A 16,167-nucleotide genomic window follows, 5' to 3' on the forward strand; every position below is an offset into this window, starting at 1 on the left:
TCATGTCCTCCCCAATTTTTGATTTAAAACGGTATAAAAGCTCCGGTTGGTCAGCCGGACAAGACGGGCCTTGGCCTCCGAGCGGCGCAGCTCCACCTGGTCGCTGCCGCCCAGACGGAAGGCCTTGCCCCCGTCCACCGACAGGTAGGCCGTCTTCCGGGAGAGCTTGCCCATCTTCACCGCCACCAGACGGTTCCGATCCAGCACATATGACCGGGCGTGGAGGGCGTGGGGACAAATGGGGGTCACCAGGATATTCTCCGCCGCAGGCTCCACAATGGGCCCGCCGGCGGACATGGAGTAGGCGGTGGAGCCGGTGGGCGTGGAGACCACCACGCCGTCCCCGGAAAAGCGGCCCACCAGCGTACCGTCGGAGCGCACGTCCAGATCGATGATCCGGGCCACGGCCCCCTTGGTGATCACGGCGTCATTGAGGGCGGTGTCCCGGAAAATGACCCGGCCCTCCCGGCGCACCGCCACATCCAGCATCATCCGCTCCTCCTCCTGGTATTTTCCCTCGGGGAGCCGGGAGAGGAGGTTCAGCTCAGAGACCTCCAGCTCCGCCATGAAGCCCACGCTGCCCAAGTTCACGCCCAGCGCGGGCATACCGTGGGCCTGGGCGTCCTTGGCGGCGTGGAGGATGGTGCCGTCTCCGCCAAAACAGACCAGCAGGTCGGCATTTTGGAACGCCGTCTCCATGGGGAGAAATTTCAAATGACCGGGGACCTCTACGCTTCCCCGCTCCAATTCAAAGGGGAGGGCCAGACAGGTCTCCGCCCCGGCCTGGTTCAGCACCCGCTGGGCGGTCTGCACCGCCTTCAGACCCTTGTCCCTGTATGGGTTGGGGCTTAATACCACTTTCACCGCGCTTCCTCCCCTCGCGTATCGTGCTCTGACAATTGGGTGTGGGAGTCCTCCACCAGCCGGGCAAGATCCCCCTGCCAGCCCTCTTCTTCTCCGGCAGAGAGCCAGCCCAGATACTCGATGTTTCCCTCCGGGCCCCGGATGGGTGAGAAGGTGATGCCCCTCACCCCGAACCCGGCGGCCCTGGCGTGATCCAGGAAATGCTCCAGCACTTCCCGGTGGACGCCCTTGTCCCGGACGACCCCCTTCTTGCCCACCTTGTCCCTGCCCGCCTCGAACTGGGGCTTGATAAGACAGACCCCCTGCCCCCCCGGAGCCATGAGAGGCCGCAGGGGAGGCAGAATGAGATTGAGGGAAATGAAGGACACGTCCACGCTGAAAAAGTCCAGCTCGTCGGGGATCTCTTCATGGGTGAGATACCGGGCGTTGGTGCGCTCCAGGCAGACCACCCGGGGATCGCCGCGCAGCTTCCAGGCAAACTGGCCGTAGCCCACATCCACCGCATAGACCTTCGCCGCGCCGTTTTGAAGCATACAGTCGGTAAAACCCCCGGTGGAGGCCCCGATGTCGGCGCAGGTCTTCCCGGTCAGCGTAATGGGCCAGGTCTCCATGGCCTTCTCCAGCTTGTAGCCTCCCCGGCTCACGTATTTGAGGCCGCCCCCCCGAATTTCGATGGGGGCCTCGGGATCGGTGGGAGCGCCGGCCTTATCCACCTTTTGCTCCTTCACATAAACCTGGCCCGCCATAATGAGAGCCTGGGCCTTCTGGCGGGACTCCACAAGGCCCCGCTCAACCAGAAGCACGTCCAGCCGCTGTTTCACGGCCCACCACCTCCTTCACCTGCCGGGCAATGCTCTCGCCGTCCAGTCGATTCATCCGCCGCAGCTGCTCTGCCGTGCCCTGGGGCGGGACACGGCTGCCCAGATTCCGCAAAGCAATATACCGTGTCTGTACGCCGCCCAGGGCCAGCTCAGCGGCTACCCTACGGCCCACACAGTTTTGATCCATGACTTCCTCATAAAACCAGAGGGCCTTGGTCTTTTCCACCGAGTCCATAAAAAGCTCCCCCGCCGGGGTGGGCGTAATGATATTCAGCTTGACCACTTCCGCCGAGATGTGGTCTTGCTCCAGAAGCCTTGCCGCCTCCAGCAGGGCGCCCACCTGGGTGCCGTAGCCCGCCAGGGTCACGTCGGCGCCAGGGCGGAGGAGCGTGACGCTCTGCCCGTCCCACGGCTCCCGGTAGGCCCCCTCTCCCCCTCTGGGGTAGCGGACGGCCACAGGGCCCTTCGCCTCCCGGATGGCATAGCGGAGCATGGAGGCAAGCTCGGCGTAGTTGGCGGGAGCCAGCACCGTCATGCCGGGAACGGTGTCCAAAAACCCCACGTCGAAAACGCCGTGATGGGTCTCCCCGTCCTCCCCCACCAGGCCCGAGCGATCCACGCAGAAGACCACATGGAGATTTTGCAGGGCCACGTCATGGAGGAGCATGTCATAGGCGCGCTGGAGGAAGGTGGAGTAGACGGCAAAGACGGGGATCATCCCCTGCTTGGCCATGCCGGCGCACATGGTGACGGCGTGGCCCTCGGCGATGCCCACATCAAAAAAGCGCTGGGGAAACCGCTGGGCAAAGCCGTCCAGGCCGGTTCCCGGCTGCATGGCGGCGGTAACGGCGCAGATGCGCCCGTCCTTCGACCCCAGTGCGCACAGGCTCTCCCCGAACACGTCGGAAAAGCACCGCCTGGGCTGGGAGAGGCCCTTCCCGGTGACGGGGTCGAAGGGACCGATGCCATGGAAGCGGTCGGGCTCCGCCTCGGCGGGGAGGTAGCCCTTGCCCTTCACCGTACGCACATGGAGAAGCACCGGCCCCTCCAGGTCTTTGGCGTATTTCAAAAGCCGGGTCAGACCCTTCACATCGTGGCCGTCCACCGGCCCCAGGTAGGTAAAGCCCATATCCTCGAAGAGGGAGCAGGGCAAAAGAGTCTCCTTCACGGCGGTCTTGATCTTATGGGTCACCTTGTAGACGTGACGGCCCAGGGAGAAGGCCCCCATCACCTTTCGGTAGCCCTTCTTGAAGCTCAGATACTGGGGCTTGAGCCGCTGCCGGGCCAGATGCTCCGCCACGCCTCCCACACTGCGGGTGATGGACATGCCGTTGTCGTTGAGGATGACCAGCAGCGGCTCCCCGCTGTCGCCGGCGTCGGACAGCCCCTCATAGGCAAGGCCCCCGGAGAGGGCGCCGTCCCCCAAAAGGGCCACCACATGGTAGTCCTTTTTCTGCAGGGTGCGGGCACGGGCCATGCCCACCGCCACGGACACCGCCGTGGAGGCATGGCCCACGGAGAAGGCGTCGCAGACGCTCTCCCCCGGTTTGGGAAAGCCGCTGACGCCCCCAAAGGAGCGCAGCGTGTCCATCAGGCCGTCCCGGCCGGTGAGTATTTTATGACAGTAGCACTGGTGGCCCACGTCAAAAACGATCCGGTCGCGCTCCGGGGCAAAGACCCGGTGAAGGGCCACGGTGAGCTCCACCGCCCCCAGGTTGGAGGCCAAATGGCCTCCCGACCGGGAGACCACCTCCACCAGGCGCTGACGCAGCGCGGCGCAGAGGCTTTCCGCCTCCGCGTCGGTGATAAGATGCAGATTGTTGGGGATATCCAGCAAGGCCCTTGCCCTCTTTCGTGGTAAGTTCAGTCTATCAATGGGTGAAGAACCAGGCCCCGCCCCAGCCCATGGCGATCCCCAGCACGGCGCCCATGAAGACCTGGAGCGGTGTATGGCCCACCAGCTCCTTCAGCGCCCGGTCAAACAGCTCCTCCGGCTTCATCTGGGCCCAGTGCTCCATCATGTAGTTGAGGATTCGGGCCTGCTTGCCCGTCTCCTGCCGGACGTTGAAGGCGTCGTACATCACCACGATGGCCAAAAGGGCAGCCAGGGCGAACAGGGGCGAGGTGTAGCCGTAGAGGTAGGCCACCGAGGAAGCGCAGGCGCAGACGGTGGCGGAGTGAGAGGAGGGCATCCCGCCGCTGGAGAGGATATGCCTCCAATCCCACCGCCGCTCGGTGATGAGCACCACAAAGAGCTTCAGAACCTGGGCGGCGGCCCAGGCAAAAATGGAGAGGTTTAGAATGAGATTTCCGGTAAAAAAGCTCACCGCGTTTTTGTCCATCGGCTCATTTCTCCCTTCTTCCCAATTCATCCGCCAGATCCCGCAGGAACTGCTCCCCGCCGCCGGGCCAACGGGCCTGGGTCAGGGCGGCCTTGGCCTGCTGGGTATAGCGCTCCACCGCCTGGCGGCACTTCTCCTCCCCGGCCAGGGTCACATAGGTGGTCTTGCCGTTGTCGGCGTCGGAGCCGATGGGCTTACCCAGGGTCTCCGGCGTGGAGGTCACGTCCAGAAGGTCGTCCTGGATCTGGAAGGCAAGGCCCAGGCTGGCGGCATAGCCCATTGCGGCGTCCACACAGCGAGAGTCTGTCTCCCTCTGTCCCGTCGCGGCGATCACGCCCATGAGGCAGGCCGCCCGCAGCAGGTCGCCGGTCTTCTTATCGTCGATCTGCACCAGCTTTTCGATGTCGTCGTGGCCCTCCTTGCCCAGGGTGTCCCAATACTGGCCCAGGCACATGCCCCTTTCCCCCGCCGCCTCCGCCAAGATGCGGGCGGCCTGGGCGGGCGCGTCGCTCCTCACCCAGGGGCCGGGGGCCATAAGGGCGGTGTGAAAGGCCGCGGCCTGGAGGGCGTCCCCCGCCAGCACCGCCGCCGTCTCGCCGTAGACCTTGTGGCAGGTGGGCTTGCCCCGGCGCAGATCGTCGTTGTCCATACAGGGCAGATCGTCATGGATCAGGGAGTAGGTGTGGAGCATCTCCACGGCGCAGGCAAAGTCCAGGGCCAGTGCCGGGTCGCCTCCGGCGGCCTCGCAGAAGGCCAGGACGAGGACGGGCCGGATGCGTTTGCCCCCGGCCAGAAGACTGTAGCGCATGACCTCCTCCAGTCCCTTGCCGGTAAAGAATTGGACGAGGCGGGTCTCCACCATGGTCTTATAGCGGTCATACTTCTCCTGATAGGTCATTCCATTTCCTCCATGGGGGCTTTGACAACAGCCCCATCCGCACCGGCGAGGAGCTTGGAGACCTTCTGTTCGGCCTTGTCCAGGGCGGAGGAGCACTGTTTCATCAGGGCGGCTCCCTCCTCAAAGAGGGAAAGGGCCTCCTCCAGGGGAGCGTCCCCCCGCTCCAGGGCGGTGACGATCTCCTCCAAACGGGCCATAGCCTGTTCAAAATCCAGCTTTTTCGCGCTCATTTGGGTCACTCCTTTATGGGCTCGGGCCCTTATTTCACTTCGCAGACGATGCTCCCGTCGGCAACACGGAGCTCCAGCTCCTCCCCCGGGGACACATCCTTCACCGACTTCACAAGGCCCCCGGGCCCCTTGGCGATGGAATAGCCCCGGCCCAGCACCTTCAGTGGACTCAGCGCGTCCAGAGAGGCGGCCAGCCGGCCGAAGCGCTCCTTGTCCCGGGCCATGGAAAGGCTCAGGCCATGGCCCAGCCTGTCCCGCTGGCGGTCAAGGAGCTGGCGGCGGTCGTCCACCCAGGACATGGGATCGTGAAGCATCCGGCTCCGCCCCGCCTGTTCCAGGGCGGCTCTTGCCTCGGCGACGCGGCGCTCCATGGCCTTCGCCATGCGCCGGTTCAAATGCGCAAGCAGCGCATACTGCTCATTCTGATCGGGCACCGCCAGCTCGGCGGCGTTAGAGGGGGTGGCCGAGCGCAGGTCGGCGACATAGTCGGCGATGGTCACATCGGGTTCATGCCCCACCGCGGAGATCACGGGGATCTTCGAGGCGTAGATGGCCCTCGCCACCCCCTCGTCGTTGAAGCACCACAAGTCCTCCATGGAGCCACCGCCCCGGCCGGTGATGATAAGGTCGGCAAGGCTCTGGGCGTTGACCCAGGAGATGGCCCCGGCGATCTCAGCCGGGGCCTCCGCCCCCTGGACACGGCAGGGCACCACAAAGACCTCCGCCATGGGCCAGCGCGTCCCCAGGATGCGCAGCATATCCCGCACCGCCGCCCCCGCGGGGGAGGTGACCAGGGCGATGCGTTTGGGGAACCGGGGAATGGGCTTTTTATGCGCCTGGTCAAACAGGCCCTGGGCGGCCAGCTTGGCCTTGAGCTGCTCGAAGGCGGCGTGGAGGTCGCCCACCCCGTCGGCGGTGAGGGCGGAGACATAGAGCTGGTACTTGCCGTCTCTGGGGTAGACCGTCACATAGCCGAAGGCGACGACCTTCATGCCGTTCTGGGGCCGGAAGCGCAAAGAGGCCGCCTCCCTGCGGAACATGACGCAGGAGAGGGCCCCCGTCTCGTCCTTCAGGGAAAAGTAGTGGTGGCCCGAGGGATAGAGCTTATAGTTGGACACCTCTCCCCGGATACAAAGCCCGGAGAGGGCGGCATCGGAGTCCAAAAGGCTCTTAATATGATGGTTGACCTGGGAGACCGAATAGACGGGATATTCCATAAAAGGGCCTCCTCTCATTTCAAATCAGAGCAGCCGATGGGCCAGGATGGCCACGCCCATGGCGTTGTCGGTGGAATACTGGCTTTGGGCAAAGATGGCCTGGCAAAACTCGGTGAGAATATAGCGCAGACGGCTGTTGGAGGCCACCCCTCCGGAGCAGAGCAGCGGCAGGCCGGGGTATCGGTCTTGGGCCGCCACCGTGGCCCGGCGCACGATCTGGGCCACCGTGTCCAGGGTGAAGGCGGCGATCCGCTCCGGCGGTTCCCCCTTTGCGTGAAGCTCCTTCGCCTTGTTCTCCATGCCGGACAGGGAGAATTCCAGGCCGGCGAGCTTCACTGGGAAGGGCTTGGGCCTGTCCTGACAGCTTTGGGACAGCTCGTCCAGGCCCTTTCCCGCCGGAAAGGGGATACCCAGCAGCACCCCGGTGCGGTCGATGAGCTGACCGGCAGAGATGTCGGCGGTGCCGCCGATGCGCCGCGCTTTCACATTGCGCCCCTCCGGCTCCACGTAGAGCAGCTCGGTGGTGCCCCCGGACAGGTGCCAGGCCAGGAAGGGCGCGTCCAGAAGTTCCATGCGCCCCGCCGACCAGGCCGCGGCGGCCAGGTGTCCCTGCTGGTGGGACACGGCGAAGAAGGGCACGTCCAGCACCGCGGCCAGGCTGCGCCCCAAGCTCTCCCCCGCCAAAAAGCAGGGCATATAGGAGCCCTCCACCGCCCTGGGACGGGTGGAGGCGGCCACGGCGGCGAGCTTCTCCAGCCCTCCCTGCTCCCGGAGCTGGGCGATGCGTGCGGGCAGAGCCTTCACATGCTGGAAAAGGGCCTCCGACTGGCGAAGGCCCAACCCCCCGGCGTTTACCTCCAACAGCTTGCCGGCGTTACCGCCGGCCCGGCCGTCAAAGAAGGCCGCCGAGGTCGTGTAGTTGCTGGTGTCCAGTCCCAGGGTGGTCATTCCGCCCCAGTCCCTTCCCCCGCAGTCCTCTCCCGGACGAAGGAGCCCAGGATGCCGTTGACGAAGGCGGCCAGCTCCGGCTCCTCATAACGTTTGGTCAGCTCCACCGCCTCATTGATGGCCGCGGCGTTGGGCACGCTGGACATATACAGGATCTCGTACATACACACCCGGAGGATGGCCACCACCACCCGGGGGATGCGGGAAAAATTCCAGCCGATGGCGTACTTGGAGATATATTCGTCCAGCTCTCCGCCGCGGCCATAGACCCCGCGCGTCAACTCCGATATGTACGCCTTCTGCTCCACATTGGGAAACTCCGCGTATAGCGGTTCCTCCTGGCCCAGCAGCTCAAAGGCGGGCCGGGTCAGGGCGGCGGCGAGCAGCTCGTCGGCGGTCATATGGGAAAAGCCCAGCTCGAACACGAAGTGGACGGCGATCTCACGGGCACTGCTTCTTGTCATAGGGATCCCTCCCGAGGGCATTTTTGGTCATTTTCCTATATCCGTAGTATACATCATAATATGCAAAAAATAAACCCCCAAAATGGGGTTTTGGGGAAAGAAAGCCTTTGCCGCTGTTTCCTGTCCCCATATGTTGCTTTCACAGGGCCTTTAGGTCAGTTTACAAGGAACTACACGCAGACCGTGAAACGGGCTGCTGACAACAAACGGCGCTATGCTCCCGGCTGGGTGCATAGCACCTGTTTGTTGCGGGGGTTTCCAAAGGGGGCAGCGCCCCATTTGGCACACGACTTTGCGGAGCAAAGTGTAGTGTGTTATACGCTCTGTCGGCGTTGCCCTGAAAATACCGTTGCCGCCGGGGAGGGCAAGGGCATTTGACGCGGCAGGAAAGCAGGGCTTTGTTTGGGGCTGGTAAGCCGGAAACAAAGGGCTGATTTCAGCAGCAGACAGGGCGTATTATGAAAGCCCCCGTCCCTCGTCCTCCGCCCCCGGCCTATGGGACAAAAAGTCCCAAAGCTCTGGACACCGTGACCAGATGTGTGGCCACACTCCGGGAAAAGTAGCAGGACGGCAGGAAACCGTCAAGGCTGAAATGAATGGGCTGACGCCCGGCCTTGACCGTTCCCCGCCGCCCCGCTGGATGGGTGGACAAGGTGGCCAATCCCTAAAAGTGTTTGGCCGCACTCGTTCATTTTGGGGCCTTTCTTCTCCCAAAATTGAAATGGGCGGGAAAGCCCTAAAATGGCTTTCCCGCCTTGATTACCCATTAGCAAAGACGGGCGAGACTGTCAACGGCGGCGCTGAAAGCGCCGTTCATCTTGACCGTTGACTGGCTCGCCTGGCTTTGCTACTGCCCGTAAGAGATGGAAAAACAAGATGGAAAACAAGGTTAAAAATGGTTGACAAGTCTATCGGATGTGTGTTATACTGTGCGACAGTTTGAGATTGGAAGGAGGCTTACGTGTGTTAATTTGTGTACGCTAATAAGCAATAAAAAGTAGAAGTACCTTTCCACATGATGGTGGGCTTTTTTTGCGTGCGTATGCAAAGGAACACGTAGGTTTGACACGAGCAGTCTTTGAACTGTATCGTGGTGTTTTTTCGTGCTTTGTTGTTATGCAGGCGTCTGCCCTCTCTGTGGGACAACGCCTGCTTTTTATTGCAGAAACAAAGGAACAATGCAATAAAAAAGGAGGTTCGCATTATGACCCAAAACAACAATTCATGGAGAAAAACTTATTTTACACTTCTTGCCGGACAAGCAATATCCTTTATTAGCAGCGGTATTTTGCAAATGGCCATTATCTTTTATTTGGTTGCGAAAACTAATTCTGCAATCATATTGACGGCGGCAACACTGATTGGATTTTTGCCGCAAGCCTGTTTAGGCCCGTTTGCAGGTGCTTTTGTTGACCGGCACAGCCGTAAAAGCGTAATGATTGGTGCGGATTTGATAATTGCCGCCGCTGGCGGTATTCTGGCGCTGGTGGCGTTTTACATGGAATTGCCCGTATGGTCTATTATGGTTGTCCTGTTAATCCGAAGTGCGGGAACTGCTTTTCATTCTCCAGCATTCAGCGCAGCAACACCTATGATTGTGCCAAAAGAGGAACTTACAAAATGCGCTGGTTACACGCAGACCATGCAAGCAGTAAGTGCGATTATCAGTCCAGCTGCCGCAGCGTTTTTATATGCTGTTTGGCCTCTTAATGCAATTATATTGTTAGATATTGTGGGTGCAATCCTTGCCTGTGTGACTGTTGCGATTTCGTCCATACCAACGCCTGAACTATGTCCAGAAACGAAAAGACAACAGTTTTTACAGGATATGAAAGAGGGGTATGTGGTATTAAAGCAAAACAGGGGCCTCTTTGCTCTGCTCTGGATTGGTGTAATTTATATGTTCTTTTATATGCCAATCAGTACGCTTTTTCCTCTCATCTGTATGTCATACTTCAAAGGAACACCGGCCCATGCCTCTGCCGCTGAAATTGCTTTTGCGGTTGGTATGCTGCTTGGCGGAGTCATTCTGAGCATTTGGGGCGGTTTTAAGAAACGGCGGTACACCATCGGTCTTTCCGTTCTCCTGATGGGCGTTAGCAATATGCTCTCCGGGCTTTTGCCGCCAGACGCATTTCTTGTCTTTGTTGTGTGCTGTACTGTTATGGGAATTTCCGCTCCATTTTACGGTGTGCAAAATGCGATTTTTCAAGAAACGGTCAAACCAGAATATCTGGGGAGAGTTTTTTCTCTACTGACAAGCGCCGCTTCCCTCGCCATGCCGTTTGGCCTTGTCATTTCCGGGCCTCTGGCGGAGCGGCTGGGAGTTGAGAAATGGTTTGTCATTTGCGGAATTGGCATTATCATCGTTGCGCTTGCCGTATTTTTACTACCCGGTTTGAGAGAGATTGACAATACGCAATAATCAACTGCACCTTTTTCTATTACTAAACAAAATGCCTGGATGGTGGTTCTGAAAAACCAGAACCGCCGTTCAGGCATTTTTTATCTTCGTCCTCTCTGCGGTTTTGGATTCTTCAGCAAGTCGGATTTTTCCGCAATCTTTTTCAGCCACTTCCGTTCTTCTACTGACAGCTTCCTAAAATTCAGCTTGAGCCGTTTGCAGATAAACGCCAAGTACGCTTGTTCCGTGTCGCTGTCCTGGCTGACGATTTCACCAGCAGTTTCCAGCATTTCTTTTAGCGGGTTATCCTCTGGGACGCTGAAAAAATCGTCCTTGTGTGTTTCCCGCAGAGCAAGGGCAATCCCGTTTATGTCCCGTTGTATCACATAGCGGCAAAACTCGTCCTCATCAATATGGGCGGTGATAAGCTGTCTTAACTGCGTATCACTCATGCCAGGATTATGCTTTTTTATAACAGTTGCGCTCATCGTGTCCACTATGGCGTTTGCACCCTGCGCCTGTTTCAGTGCCGTTCCGTTCACATAGATTTCAAGGTCAGCCATCAGCCGGGGGAAATCCGGGTGCGCCGCCAGCTCACACAGCAGGGTATTGTCTATCCTCCCGCTTTTCAGCAGGTCAATCATTTCATCACTCAAACGCAGGTCTGCAAGATCGGCGTTTGGGTGATTTTTCATTTCAGACAGCCCCAGCAGATAATCAGCGGTCACACCGTAAAACTTCGCCAGCCGGATAAGGGCATAGTGGCTGATGTCCTTGAAGTCTTCCGTTTCGTAACTGCCCAGCGCAGACTTGGAAAGCCCGGTCTGCTCCGCAAGCTGCCCCAGCGTCAAGCCACGCTCCACACGTAGGTCTTTTAATCGCTCTTGTATGGATAAAGACATATTCACCCTCCTTGCTAGCTCAACGAAAGAGAAGCCGTTATGCTATGTACTATGCTCATAGCATAACGGCATAGGCATTTACAGTTTTATTTTACCATTTGCTACATCTTCACGAAATTTATCAACAAGCTTCGCTGTCAGCTTGGATTTACCGTAGTGTTCAAGTACAAAAGTACGATAACTTTTTCCATCTACAAGCACATCACTTTTTCTGGTCAACAACCAATTTCCGTTACCTCCTCCCTGTTCTCTAATATTCCAGTCTTTCCCATATCTTTTATAGATTTCATCTTTTTTACCTTGAACAGACATTGATTCGCTTGGAATATAAACAATTTGCATAATAGCTCCTCCTTTATTTTGTGCAAGAAGACCAGAAACCTGAATTTGTCTTTTATCTTTTTTTGATTATATCACAAATCCGAGAGCGTGGAAATAGGGAGTTTTTCAGGCTGATTTCCTACCTCTTGGATATACGGCACAGGCGGTCAAAAAGGTGTAGACTTGGGATAGTTCATCGATGGACAAGCACCTTGGAAACAGAACACGCCAAAGAAAACGGAGGGACGCATGAGCAAAAGACCCTATCAACACCTGCCGCCGCTGGAACACAGGCCGGACGGCTCCCCCTACCGCATAACCCCGCCCCAGAAGAGACGAGCCAGCGGCCTGATACGCCGGGAGTGCTGCAACTGCGAGGACGGAAACTGCCTTGCGCTGGACGATGGCGACACCTGCGCCTGTCCGCAGATGATTTCGTTCTCCGTCTGCTGCAAGTGGTTCCGCTGGGCGGTCTTGCCGCTGGACAGGACGCTGGAAGCGGAGATTTACCGGGACAGGGACTTGAAACGCTGTGCGGAGTGCGGCGGTGTGTTCGTCCCGAAGTCCAACCGGGGCAAATACTGCCCGGACTGCGCCGCCAGAGTTCACAGGCGGCAGAAAACAGAAAGTGAACGGAAAAGGAGGTCTGCTGTGGACAGTTAAGAGCGGGAAAAGCCTTGATTTGCAAGGCTCCGCAAGCCCTCAACCGGGGCGGCTGGTATCATTTATCATTCGCCCCGGAAAACGGGCCTCTAACCGTCCACAAAACACGCTATGACAAACACGATTTATATTCACCAGCCGGAAAAGGCGTTCAGTTTCACCCGGCTCCCCAATTTCCTTTTTGAAGCACCCACATTCCAGCCCTTGAGCAACGAAGCGAAGGTGCTGTATGCCTTTGTCCTGCGCCGGGCGGAGTTGTCCCGGAAGAACGGCTGGGCGGACGAGTACGGGCGGGTCTACCTGTACTACCCCATCTGCGAGGTGGTCGCTTTGCTCCGCTGCGGGCGGCAGAAAGCGGTCAACACCCTGCGGGAGTTGCAGTATGCGGGGCTGGTGGAAATCCAGAAACAGGGCTGTGGAAAACCCAACCGCATTTACCCGAAATCCTATGAAGCGGTTCCAAACACCGACTTCAAGAAATCCGGTTATGGTACGCCGGAGGGCTGAAAACCGTACTTGGCGAGTACGAAAATCAATCCTCTTGAAGTACGGAAATCTGACGGTATATAGAAATACAGAGATTAAAACCATCTATTTACATTCATTCCATTCCAATCCTATCAGAGATATTTTCGGCGGGAAAACCCGCCGGAAAGGAATGGAATGGGGAAAGGAGTTCAATGGCACAACACGCAATTTTGCGATTTGAGAAGCACAAGGGCCACCCGGCGGGGCCGCTGGAAGCCCACCATGAACGGAAAAAGGAGCAGTACGCCAGCAACCCGGACATTGACACCAGCCGGAGCAAGTACAATTTCCACATCGTCAAGCCGGATGGCCGCTACTACCATTTCATTCAGAGCCGCATCGAGCAGGCCAGATGCCGCACCCGCAAGGACAGCACTCGGTTTGTGGACACGCTGATTACCGCCAGCCCGGAGTTTTTCAAGGGCAAGTCCCCAAAGGAGATAGCGGCCTACTTCCAGAGGGCGGCGGACTTCCTCATTGACCGGGTGGGCCGGGAGAACATCGTTTCGGCTATGGTACACATGGATGAAAAAACGCCCCATCTGCACTTGGTCTTTGTGCCGCTGACAAAGGACAACCGCCTGTGCGCCAAAGAAATTATCGGCAACCGGGCCAATCTGACGAAGTGGCAGGACGATTTTCACGCCTGTATGGTGGAGCAGTACCCCGACCTGGAGCGTGGGGAAAGCGCCAGCAAGACGGGCCGGAAGCATATCCCCACCCGGCTGTTCAAACAGGCGGTCAACCTCTCCAAACAGGCGAGGGCCATTGAAGCGGTTCTCTCCGGCATTACCCCGCTGAACGCCGGAAAGAAGAAAGAGGAAGCCCTCTCCATGCTGAAAAAGTGGTTTCCGCAGATGGAGAACTTCTCCGGGCAACTGAAAAAATACAAGGTCACAATCAATGACTTGTTAGCGGAAAATGAAAAGCTGGAAGTCAGGGCAAAGGCCAGCGAAAAAGGCAAGATGAATGACACGATGGAACGGGCGAAGTTAAAAAGCGAACTGGACGATATGCGGCGGCTGGTTGACCGTATCCCGCCGGAGATTTTAGCGGAACTGAAACGGCAACAGCGGCAGCATGGAAAGGAAAGGTGATCTTATAAGTAATATCAGATACAAAAAGGAAATCGAAATCGTGACTTTTCAGGGAAAGGAAATCACACTGGAAAATCTCTCCCCGGTGTTCACGCCGGAACAGGAAGCAGCCAAACGCCGGGAACTGGAACAGCAGCTTTATGAGGTGTTCCGCAAGTACGCCGACAAGCGGGAGAGTGAGGAAGCCGGGACATAAGGTTTTCCAAACCCATCATTGATTTGCGGGGCTGCTGGCGGTATAATAGAACTGTCAGCAGCTCCGTTTCTTTTTTAAGAAAAGGAGCGACAATATGAACAATCGGATAGACGCAATCTATGCAAGACAATCGGTAGACAAAAAGGACAGCATTTCCATTGAAAGCCAGATTGAATTTTGCAAATACGAGTTGAAAGGCGGTAACTGCAAGGAATACACAGACAAAGGGTACAGCGGCAAGAACACAGACCGTCCGAAGTTTCAAGAACTGGTGCGGGACATCAAGCGGGGCTTGATTGCAAAGGTCGTGGTTTACAAGCTCGACCGTATCAGCCGTTCCATTCTGGACTTTGCCAACATGATGGAGCTGTTCCAGCAGTACAATGTGGAGTTTGTGTCCTCTACGGAAAAGTTTGATACCTCCACGCCGATGGGACGGGCCATGCTGAATATCTGTATCGTGTTCGCCCAGCTTGAACGGGAAACGATACAGAAGCGGGTAACGGACGCTTACTACTCCCGCAGTCAGCGGGGCTTTAAGATGGGCGGGAAAGCCCCTTACGGCTTCCATACGGAGCCTATCAAGATGGACGGTATCAACACAAAGAAGCTGGTGGTAAACCCGGAGGAAGCGGCCAATATCCGGCTGATGTTTGAGATGTACGCCCAGCCCACAACTTCCTACGGGGACATTACCCGGTACTTTGCCGAACAGGGGATTTTGTTCCATGGCAAAGAGCTGATACGCCCCACGCTGGCGCAGATGTTACGCAATCCTGTCTATGTGCAGGCAGACCTTGATGTGTACGAATTTTTCAAAAGTCAAGGTACAGTCATTGTCAATGACGTTGCCGATTTTACGGGCATGAACGGCTGCTATCTGTATCAAGGGCGAGATGTAAAGGCCAGCAAGAAAAACGACTTAAAAGACCAAATGCTGGTACTGGCTCCCCATGAGGGTATCGTCCCCTCCGACACCTGGCTGACCTGCCGCAAGAAGCTGATGAACAACATGAAAATCCAGTCTGCCCGGAAAGCCACCCACACATGGCTGGCAGGAAAAATCAAGTGCGGGAATTGCGGGTATGCTCTTATGAGTATCTACAATCCCTCCGGCAAACAGTATCTCCGCTGCACGAAACGGCTGGACAATAAAAGCTGTCCTGGCTGTGGGAAAATCATCACTTCGGAACTGGAAGCGGTTGTTTATCAGCAGATGGTAAAGAAGCTGGCAAGCTACAAGACGCTGACAGGAAAAAAGAAAGCGGCAAAGGCAAACCCGAAAATCACCGCCCTGCAAGTGGAACTTGCCCATGTAGACAGCGAGATTGAAAAGCTGGTGGACAGTCTGACGGGGGCAAACAATGTCCTGTTCTCCTATGTGAATGTGAAGATAGCGGAACTGGACGGGCGCAAGCAGGAACTTCTGGCAAGGATAGCGGAGTTGACTGTGGAGGCCATCAGCCCGGAACAGGTCAGCCAGATTTCCGGCTACCTCGATACCTGGGAGAATGTATCTTTTGATGACAAGCGGCGTGTGGTGGATTTGATGATCACCACCATAGCCGCCACAAGCGACAGCTTGAACATCACATGGAAAATCTGACTGGCGGCACCCCTCCCGTCAGATACCTACCCTGTGTAGTCCCTTGTAAACTGTACTTTATGCTAGTTCAAATAAATTTTAAGGCGGTACCTGCCATGAAGCTTCGCAAACCGCTCGCCGCTCTCTGTGCCGCCGCGCTCTCCTCTCCGCCCTCCCCGCCCAGCCGGAGAAGAAGTGACCTTCTCCGCCGTTCAAAACAGAAGAAAAGCCCGGAGCGATCCCGCTCCGGGCTTTTTTGTTCCCTTTTACGCCTGCTTGGGCTTACGCAGGTGGTCGAACGTAACTCCGGCCACATGGACGTTCACCGCCGTGACCTGAAAACTGGTGGCGTTCTCGATGGCGGCGGCCACAGCGTCCTGGGCGGCGCGGGCCACCTCCTGCACGGTGGCGCCATACTTGACCAGCAGGGAGATATCCACGGCGACTCCGCTCTCCCCCACGGTCACCCGCACGCCCTTGCTCAGATTCTTCCGGCCGCTGAAAAGCTCGGCGATGTCGCTGCCCAGATTGGCGGCCAGGCTGCCGACACCCTCCACCTCCAAAGCGGCGGCCGCGGCGGTCACCGCCAGCACGTCCTCCGAGATATGGATGCTGCCCAGCTCGTCGGGGCTGGAGACATATTCTTTCCCATCCGCCATACTTCACGCTCCCTTTCCTGTGGCGTTT

The 16,167-nt window shown here is 57.7% G+C and carries 18 protein-coding genes; 6 read left to right on the forward strand and 12 right to left on the reverse strand.

Going from position 1 to position 16,167, the window contains the following annotated elements:
- Genes NFR87_RS05730 through nusB form a run of 9 tightly spaced genes read right to left on the reverse strand, consistent with a single transcriptional unit; the run spans nt 1 to nt 7,784 of the window.
- Complete coding sequence (locus NFR87_RS05730) at nt 1–864, reverse strand: NAD(+)/NADH kinase (RefSeq protein ID WP_251447600.1); 864 nt, start codon at nt 862–864, stop codon at nt 1–3.
- The gene (locus NFR87_RS05735; protein ID WP_251447602.1) at nt 861–1,685 is read right to left on the reverse strand and encodes a TlyA family RNA methyltransferase; all 825 of its coding nucleotides are present in this window, start codon (nt 1,683–1,685) and stop codon (nt 861–863) included. Before NFR87_RS05735 ends, NFR87_RS05730 begins: the two co-directional genes overlap by 4 nt.
- Entirely contained in the window at nt 1,654–3,522 is a 1,869-nt protein-coding gene (dxs, locus tag NFR87_RS05740) for a 1-deoxy-D-xylulose-5-phosphate synthase (RefSeq protein ID WP_251447605.1), read from the reverse strand. The genes NFR87_RS05735 and dxs overlap by 32 nt, the downstream gene beginning before the upstream one ends.
- 34 nt (nt 3,523–3,556) lie before the next feature.
- Nucleotides 3,557–4,027: a divergent PAP2 family protein gene (locus NFR87_RS05745; protein WP_251447608.1), complete on the reverse strand. Its 471-nt coding sequence runs from the start codon at nt 4,025–4,027 to the stop codon at nt 3,557–3,559.
- 4 nt (nt 4,028–4,031) lie between these two features.
- Nucleotides 4,032–4,925 (reverse strand): polyprenyl synthetase family protein, encoded by an 894-nt coding sequence (locus NFR87_RS05750; RefSeq protein ID WP_251447611.1) that lies wholly within the window; start codon nt 4,923–4,925, stop codon nt 4,032–4,034.
- A complete protein-coding gene (xseB, locus tag NFR87_RS05755; protein ID WP_251447614.1) occupies nt 4,922–5,155 on the reverse strand; it encodes an exodeoxyribonuclease VII small subunit in 234 nt (77 codons plus the stop codon). The genes NFR87_RS05750 and xseB overlap by 4 nt, the downstream gene beginning before the upstream one ends.
- A gap of 29 nt (nt 5,156–5,184) precedes the next feature.
- Entirely contained in the window at nt 5,185–6,372 is a 1,188-nt protein-coding gene (xseA, locus tag NFR87_RS05760) for an exodeoxyribonuclease VII large subunit (protein WP_251447617.1), read from the reverse strand.
- Between the two features lie 24 nt (nt 6,373–6,396).
- Nucleotides 6,397–7,320 (reverse strand): tRNA (adenosine(37)-N6)-threonylcarbamoyltransferase complex transferase subunit TsaD, encoded by a 924-nt coding sequence (locus NFR87_RS05765; RefSeq protein ID WP_251447622.1) that lies wholly within the window; start codon nt 7,318–7,320, stop codon nt 6,397–6,399.
- Nucleotides 7,317–7,784, reverse strand: a complete 468-nt coding sequence (nusB, locus tag NFR87_RS05770) for a transcription antitermination factor NusB (RefSeq protein ID WP_251447624.1) — start codon at nt 7,782–7,784, stop codon at nt 7,317–7,319. Before nusB ends, NFR87_RS05765 begins: the two co-directional genes overlap by 4 nt.
- 1,204 nt (nt 7,785–8,988) lie before the next feature.
- Between nusB and NFR87_RS05775 the strand changes: the two genes are divergently transcribed.
- On the forward strand, nt 8,989–10,209 hold the full coding sequence (locus tag NFR87_RS05775; RefSeq protein WP_002584949.1) for an MFS transporter: 1,221 nt from the start codon (nt 8,989–8,991) through the stop codon (nt 10,207–10,209).
- A gap of 80 nt (nt 10,210–10,289) precedes the next feature.
- Here the strand turns inward: NFR87_RS05775 and NFR87_RS05780 are convergent, their stop codons facing one another.
- Nucleotides 10,290–11,090, reverse strand: a complete 801-nt coding sequence (locus NFR87_RS05780; protein WP_002575858.1) for a helix-turn-helix domain-containing protein — start codon at nt 11,088–11,090, stop codon at nt 10,290–10,292.
- 78 nt (nt 11,091–11,168) lie between these two features.
- Nucleotides 11,169–11,432 (reverse strand): hypothetical protein, encoded by a 264-nt coding sequence (locus NFR87_RS05785; protein ID WP_002575859.1) that lies wholly within the window; start codon nt 11,430–11,432, stop codon nt 11,169–11,171.
- Between the two features lie 228 nt (nt 11,433–11,660).
- On the opposite strand from NFR87_RS05785, the gene NFR87_RS05790 reads away from it, so the two are divergent.
- The 5 genes from NFR87_RS05790 to NFR87_RS05810 all read left to right on the forward strand — a co-directional run bounded on the left by NFR87_RS05790 (nt 11,661) and on the right by NFR87_RS05810 (nt 15,501).
- Complete coding sequence (locus NFR87_RS05790; protein ID WP_002575860.1) at nt 11,661–12,074, forward strand: cysteine-rich VLP domain-containing protein; 414 nt, start codon at nt 11,661–11,663, stop codon at nt 12,072–12,074.
- A gap of 111 nt (nt 12,075–12,185) precedes the next feature.
- Nucleotides 12,186–12,581 carry a replication initiator protein A gene (locus tag NFR87_RS05795; RefSeq protein WP_002575861.1) on the forward strand — a complete coding sequence of 132 codons (396 nt, stop codon included), beginning with the start codon at nt 12,186–12,188 and terminating at the stop codon, nt 12,579–12,581.
- Between the two features lie 173 nt (nt 12,582–12,754).
- Nucleotides 12,755–13,699 (forward strand): MobV family relaxase, encoded by a 945-nt coding sequence (gene mobV, locus NFR87_RS05800; RefSeq protein WP_002575862.1) that lies wholly within the window; start codon nt 12,755–12,757, stop codon nt 13,697–13,699.
- 4 nt (nt 13,700–13,703) lie between these two features.
- A complete protein-coding gene (locus tag NFR87_RS05805; protein ID WP_321118048.1) occupies nt 13,704–13,895 on the forward strand; it encodes a hypothetical protein in 192 nt (63 codons plus the stop codon).
- A gap of 94 nt (nt 13,896–13,989) precedes the next feature.
- The gene (locus NFR87_RS05810; RefSeq protein WP_002575864.1) at nt 13,990–15,501 is read left to right on the forward strand and encodes a recombinase family protein; all 1,512 of its coding nucleotides are present in this window, start codon (nt 13,990–13,992) and stop codon (nt 15,499–15,501) included.
- Between the two features lie 245 nt (nt 15,502–15,746).
- On the opposite strand, the gene NFR87_RS05815 is transcribed toward NFR87_RS05810, so the two are convergent.
- On the reverse strand, nt 15,747–16,139 hold the full coding sequence (locus tag NFR87_RS05815) for an Asp23/Gls24 family envelope stress response protein (RefSeq protein WP_251447627.1): 393 nt from the start codon (nt 16,137–16,139) through the stop codon (nt 15,747–15,749).
- Nucleotides 16,140–16,167: the final 28 nt, after the last annotated feature.

Origin of the sequence: Vermiculatibacterium agrestimuris (assembly GCF_943193085.1) — a bacterium.
GTDB lineage: Bacteria > Bacillota > Clostridia > Oscillospirales > Oscillospiraceae > Vermiculatibacterium > Vermiculatibacterium agrestimuris.

Bases quoted from the DNA above. Each gene is read 5' to 3' on its own strand.
- NFR87_RS05745 (WP_251447608.1), bottom strand. From the start codon at position 4,027: ATGGACAAAAACGCGGTGAGCTTTTTTACCGGAAATCTCATTCTAAAC.
- NFR87_RS05750 (WP_251447611.1), bottom strand. From the start codon at position 4,925: ATGACCTATCAGGAGAAGTATGACCGCTATAAGACCATGGTGGAGACC.
- xseB (WP_251447614.1), bottom strand. From the start codon at position 5,155: ATGAGCGCGAAAAAGCTGGATTTTGAACAGGCTATGGCCCGTTTGGAG.
- xseA (WP_251447617.1), bottom strand. From the start codon at position 6,372: ATGGAATATCCCGTCTATTCGGTCTCCCAGGTCAACCATCATATTAAG.
- NFR87_RS05765 (WP_251447622.1), bottom strand. From the start codon at position 7,320: ATGACCACCCTGGGACTGGACACCAGCAACTACACGACCTCGGCGGCC.
- nusB (WP_251447624.1), bottom strand. From the start codon at position 7,784: ATGACAAGAAGCAGTGCCCGTGAGATCGCCGTCCACTTCGTGTTCGAG.
- NFR87_RS05775 (WP_002584949.1), top strand. From the start codon at position 8,989: ATGACCCAAAACAACAATTCATGGAGAAAAACTTATTTTACACTTCTT.
- NFR87_RS05780 (WP_002575858.1), bottom strand. From the start codon at position 11,090: ATGTCTTTATCCATACAAGAGCGATTAAAAGACCTACGTGTGGAGCGT.
- NFR87_RS05785 (WP_002575859.1), bottom strand. From the start codon at position 11,432: ATGCAAATTGTTTATATTCCAAGCGAATCAATGTCTGTTCAAGGTAAA.
- NFR87_RS05790 (WP_002575860.1), top strand. From the start codon at position 11,661: ATGAGCAAAAGACCCTATCAACACCTGCCGCCGCTGGAACACAGGCCG.
- NFR87_RS05795 (WP_002575861.1), top strand. From the start codon at position 12,186: ATGACAAACACGATTTATATTCACCAGCCGGAAAAGGCGTTCAGTTTC.
- mobV (WP_002575862.1), top strand. From the start codon at position 12,755: ATGGCACAACACGCAATTTTGCGATTTGAGAAGCACAAGGGCCACCCG.
- NFR87_RS05810 (WP_002575864.1), top strand. From the start codon at position 13,990: ATGAACAATCGGATAGACGCAATCTATGCAAGACAATCGGTAGACAAA.
- NFR87_RS05815 (WP_251447627.1), bottom strand. From the start codon at position 16,139: ATGGCGGATGGGAAAGAATATGTCTCCAGCCCCGACGAGCTGGGCAGC.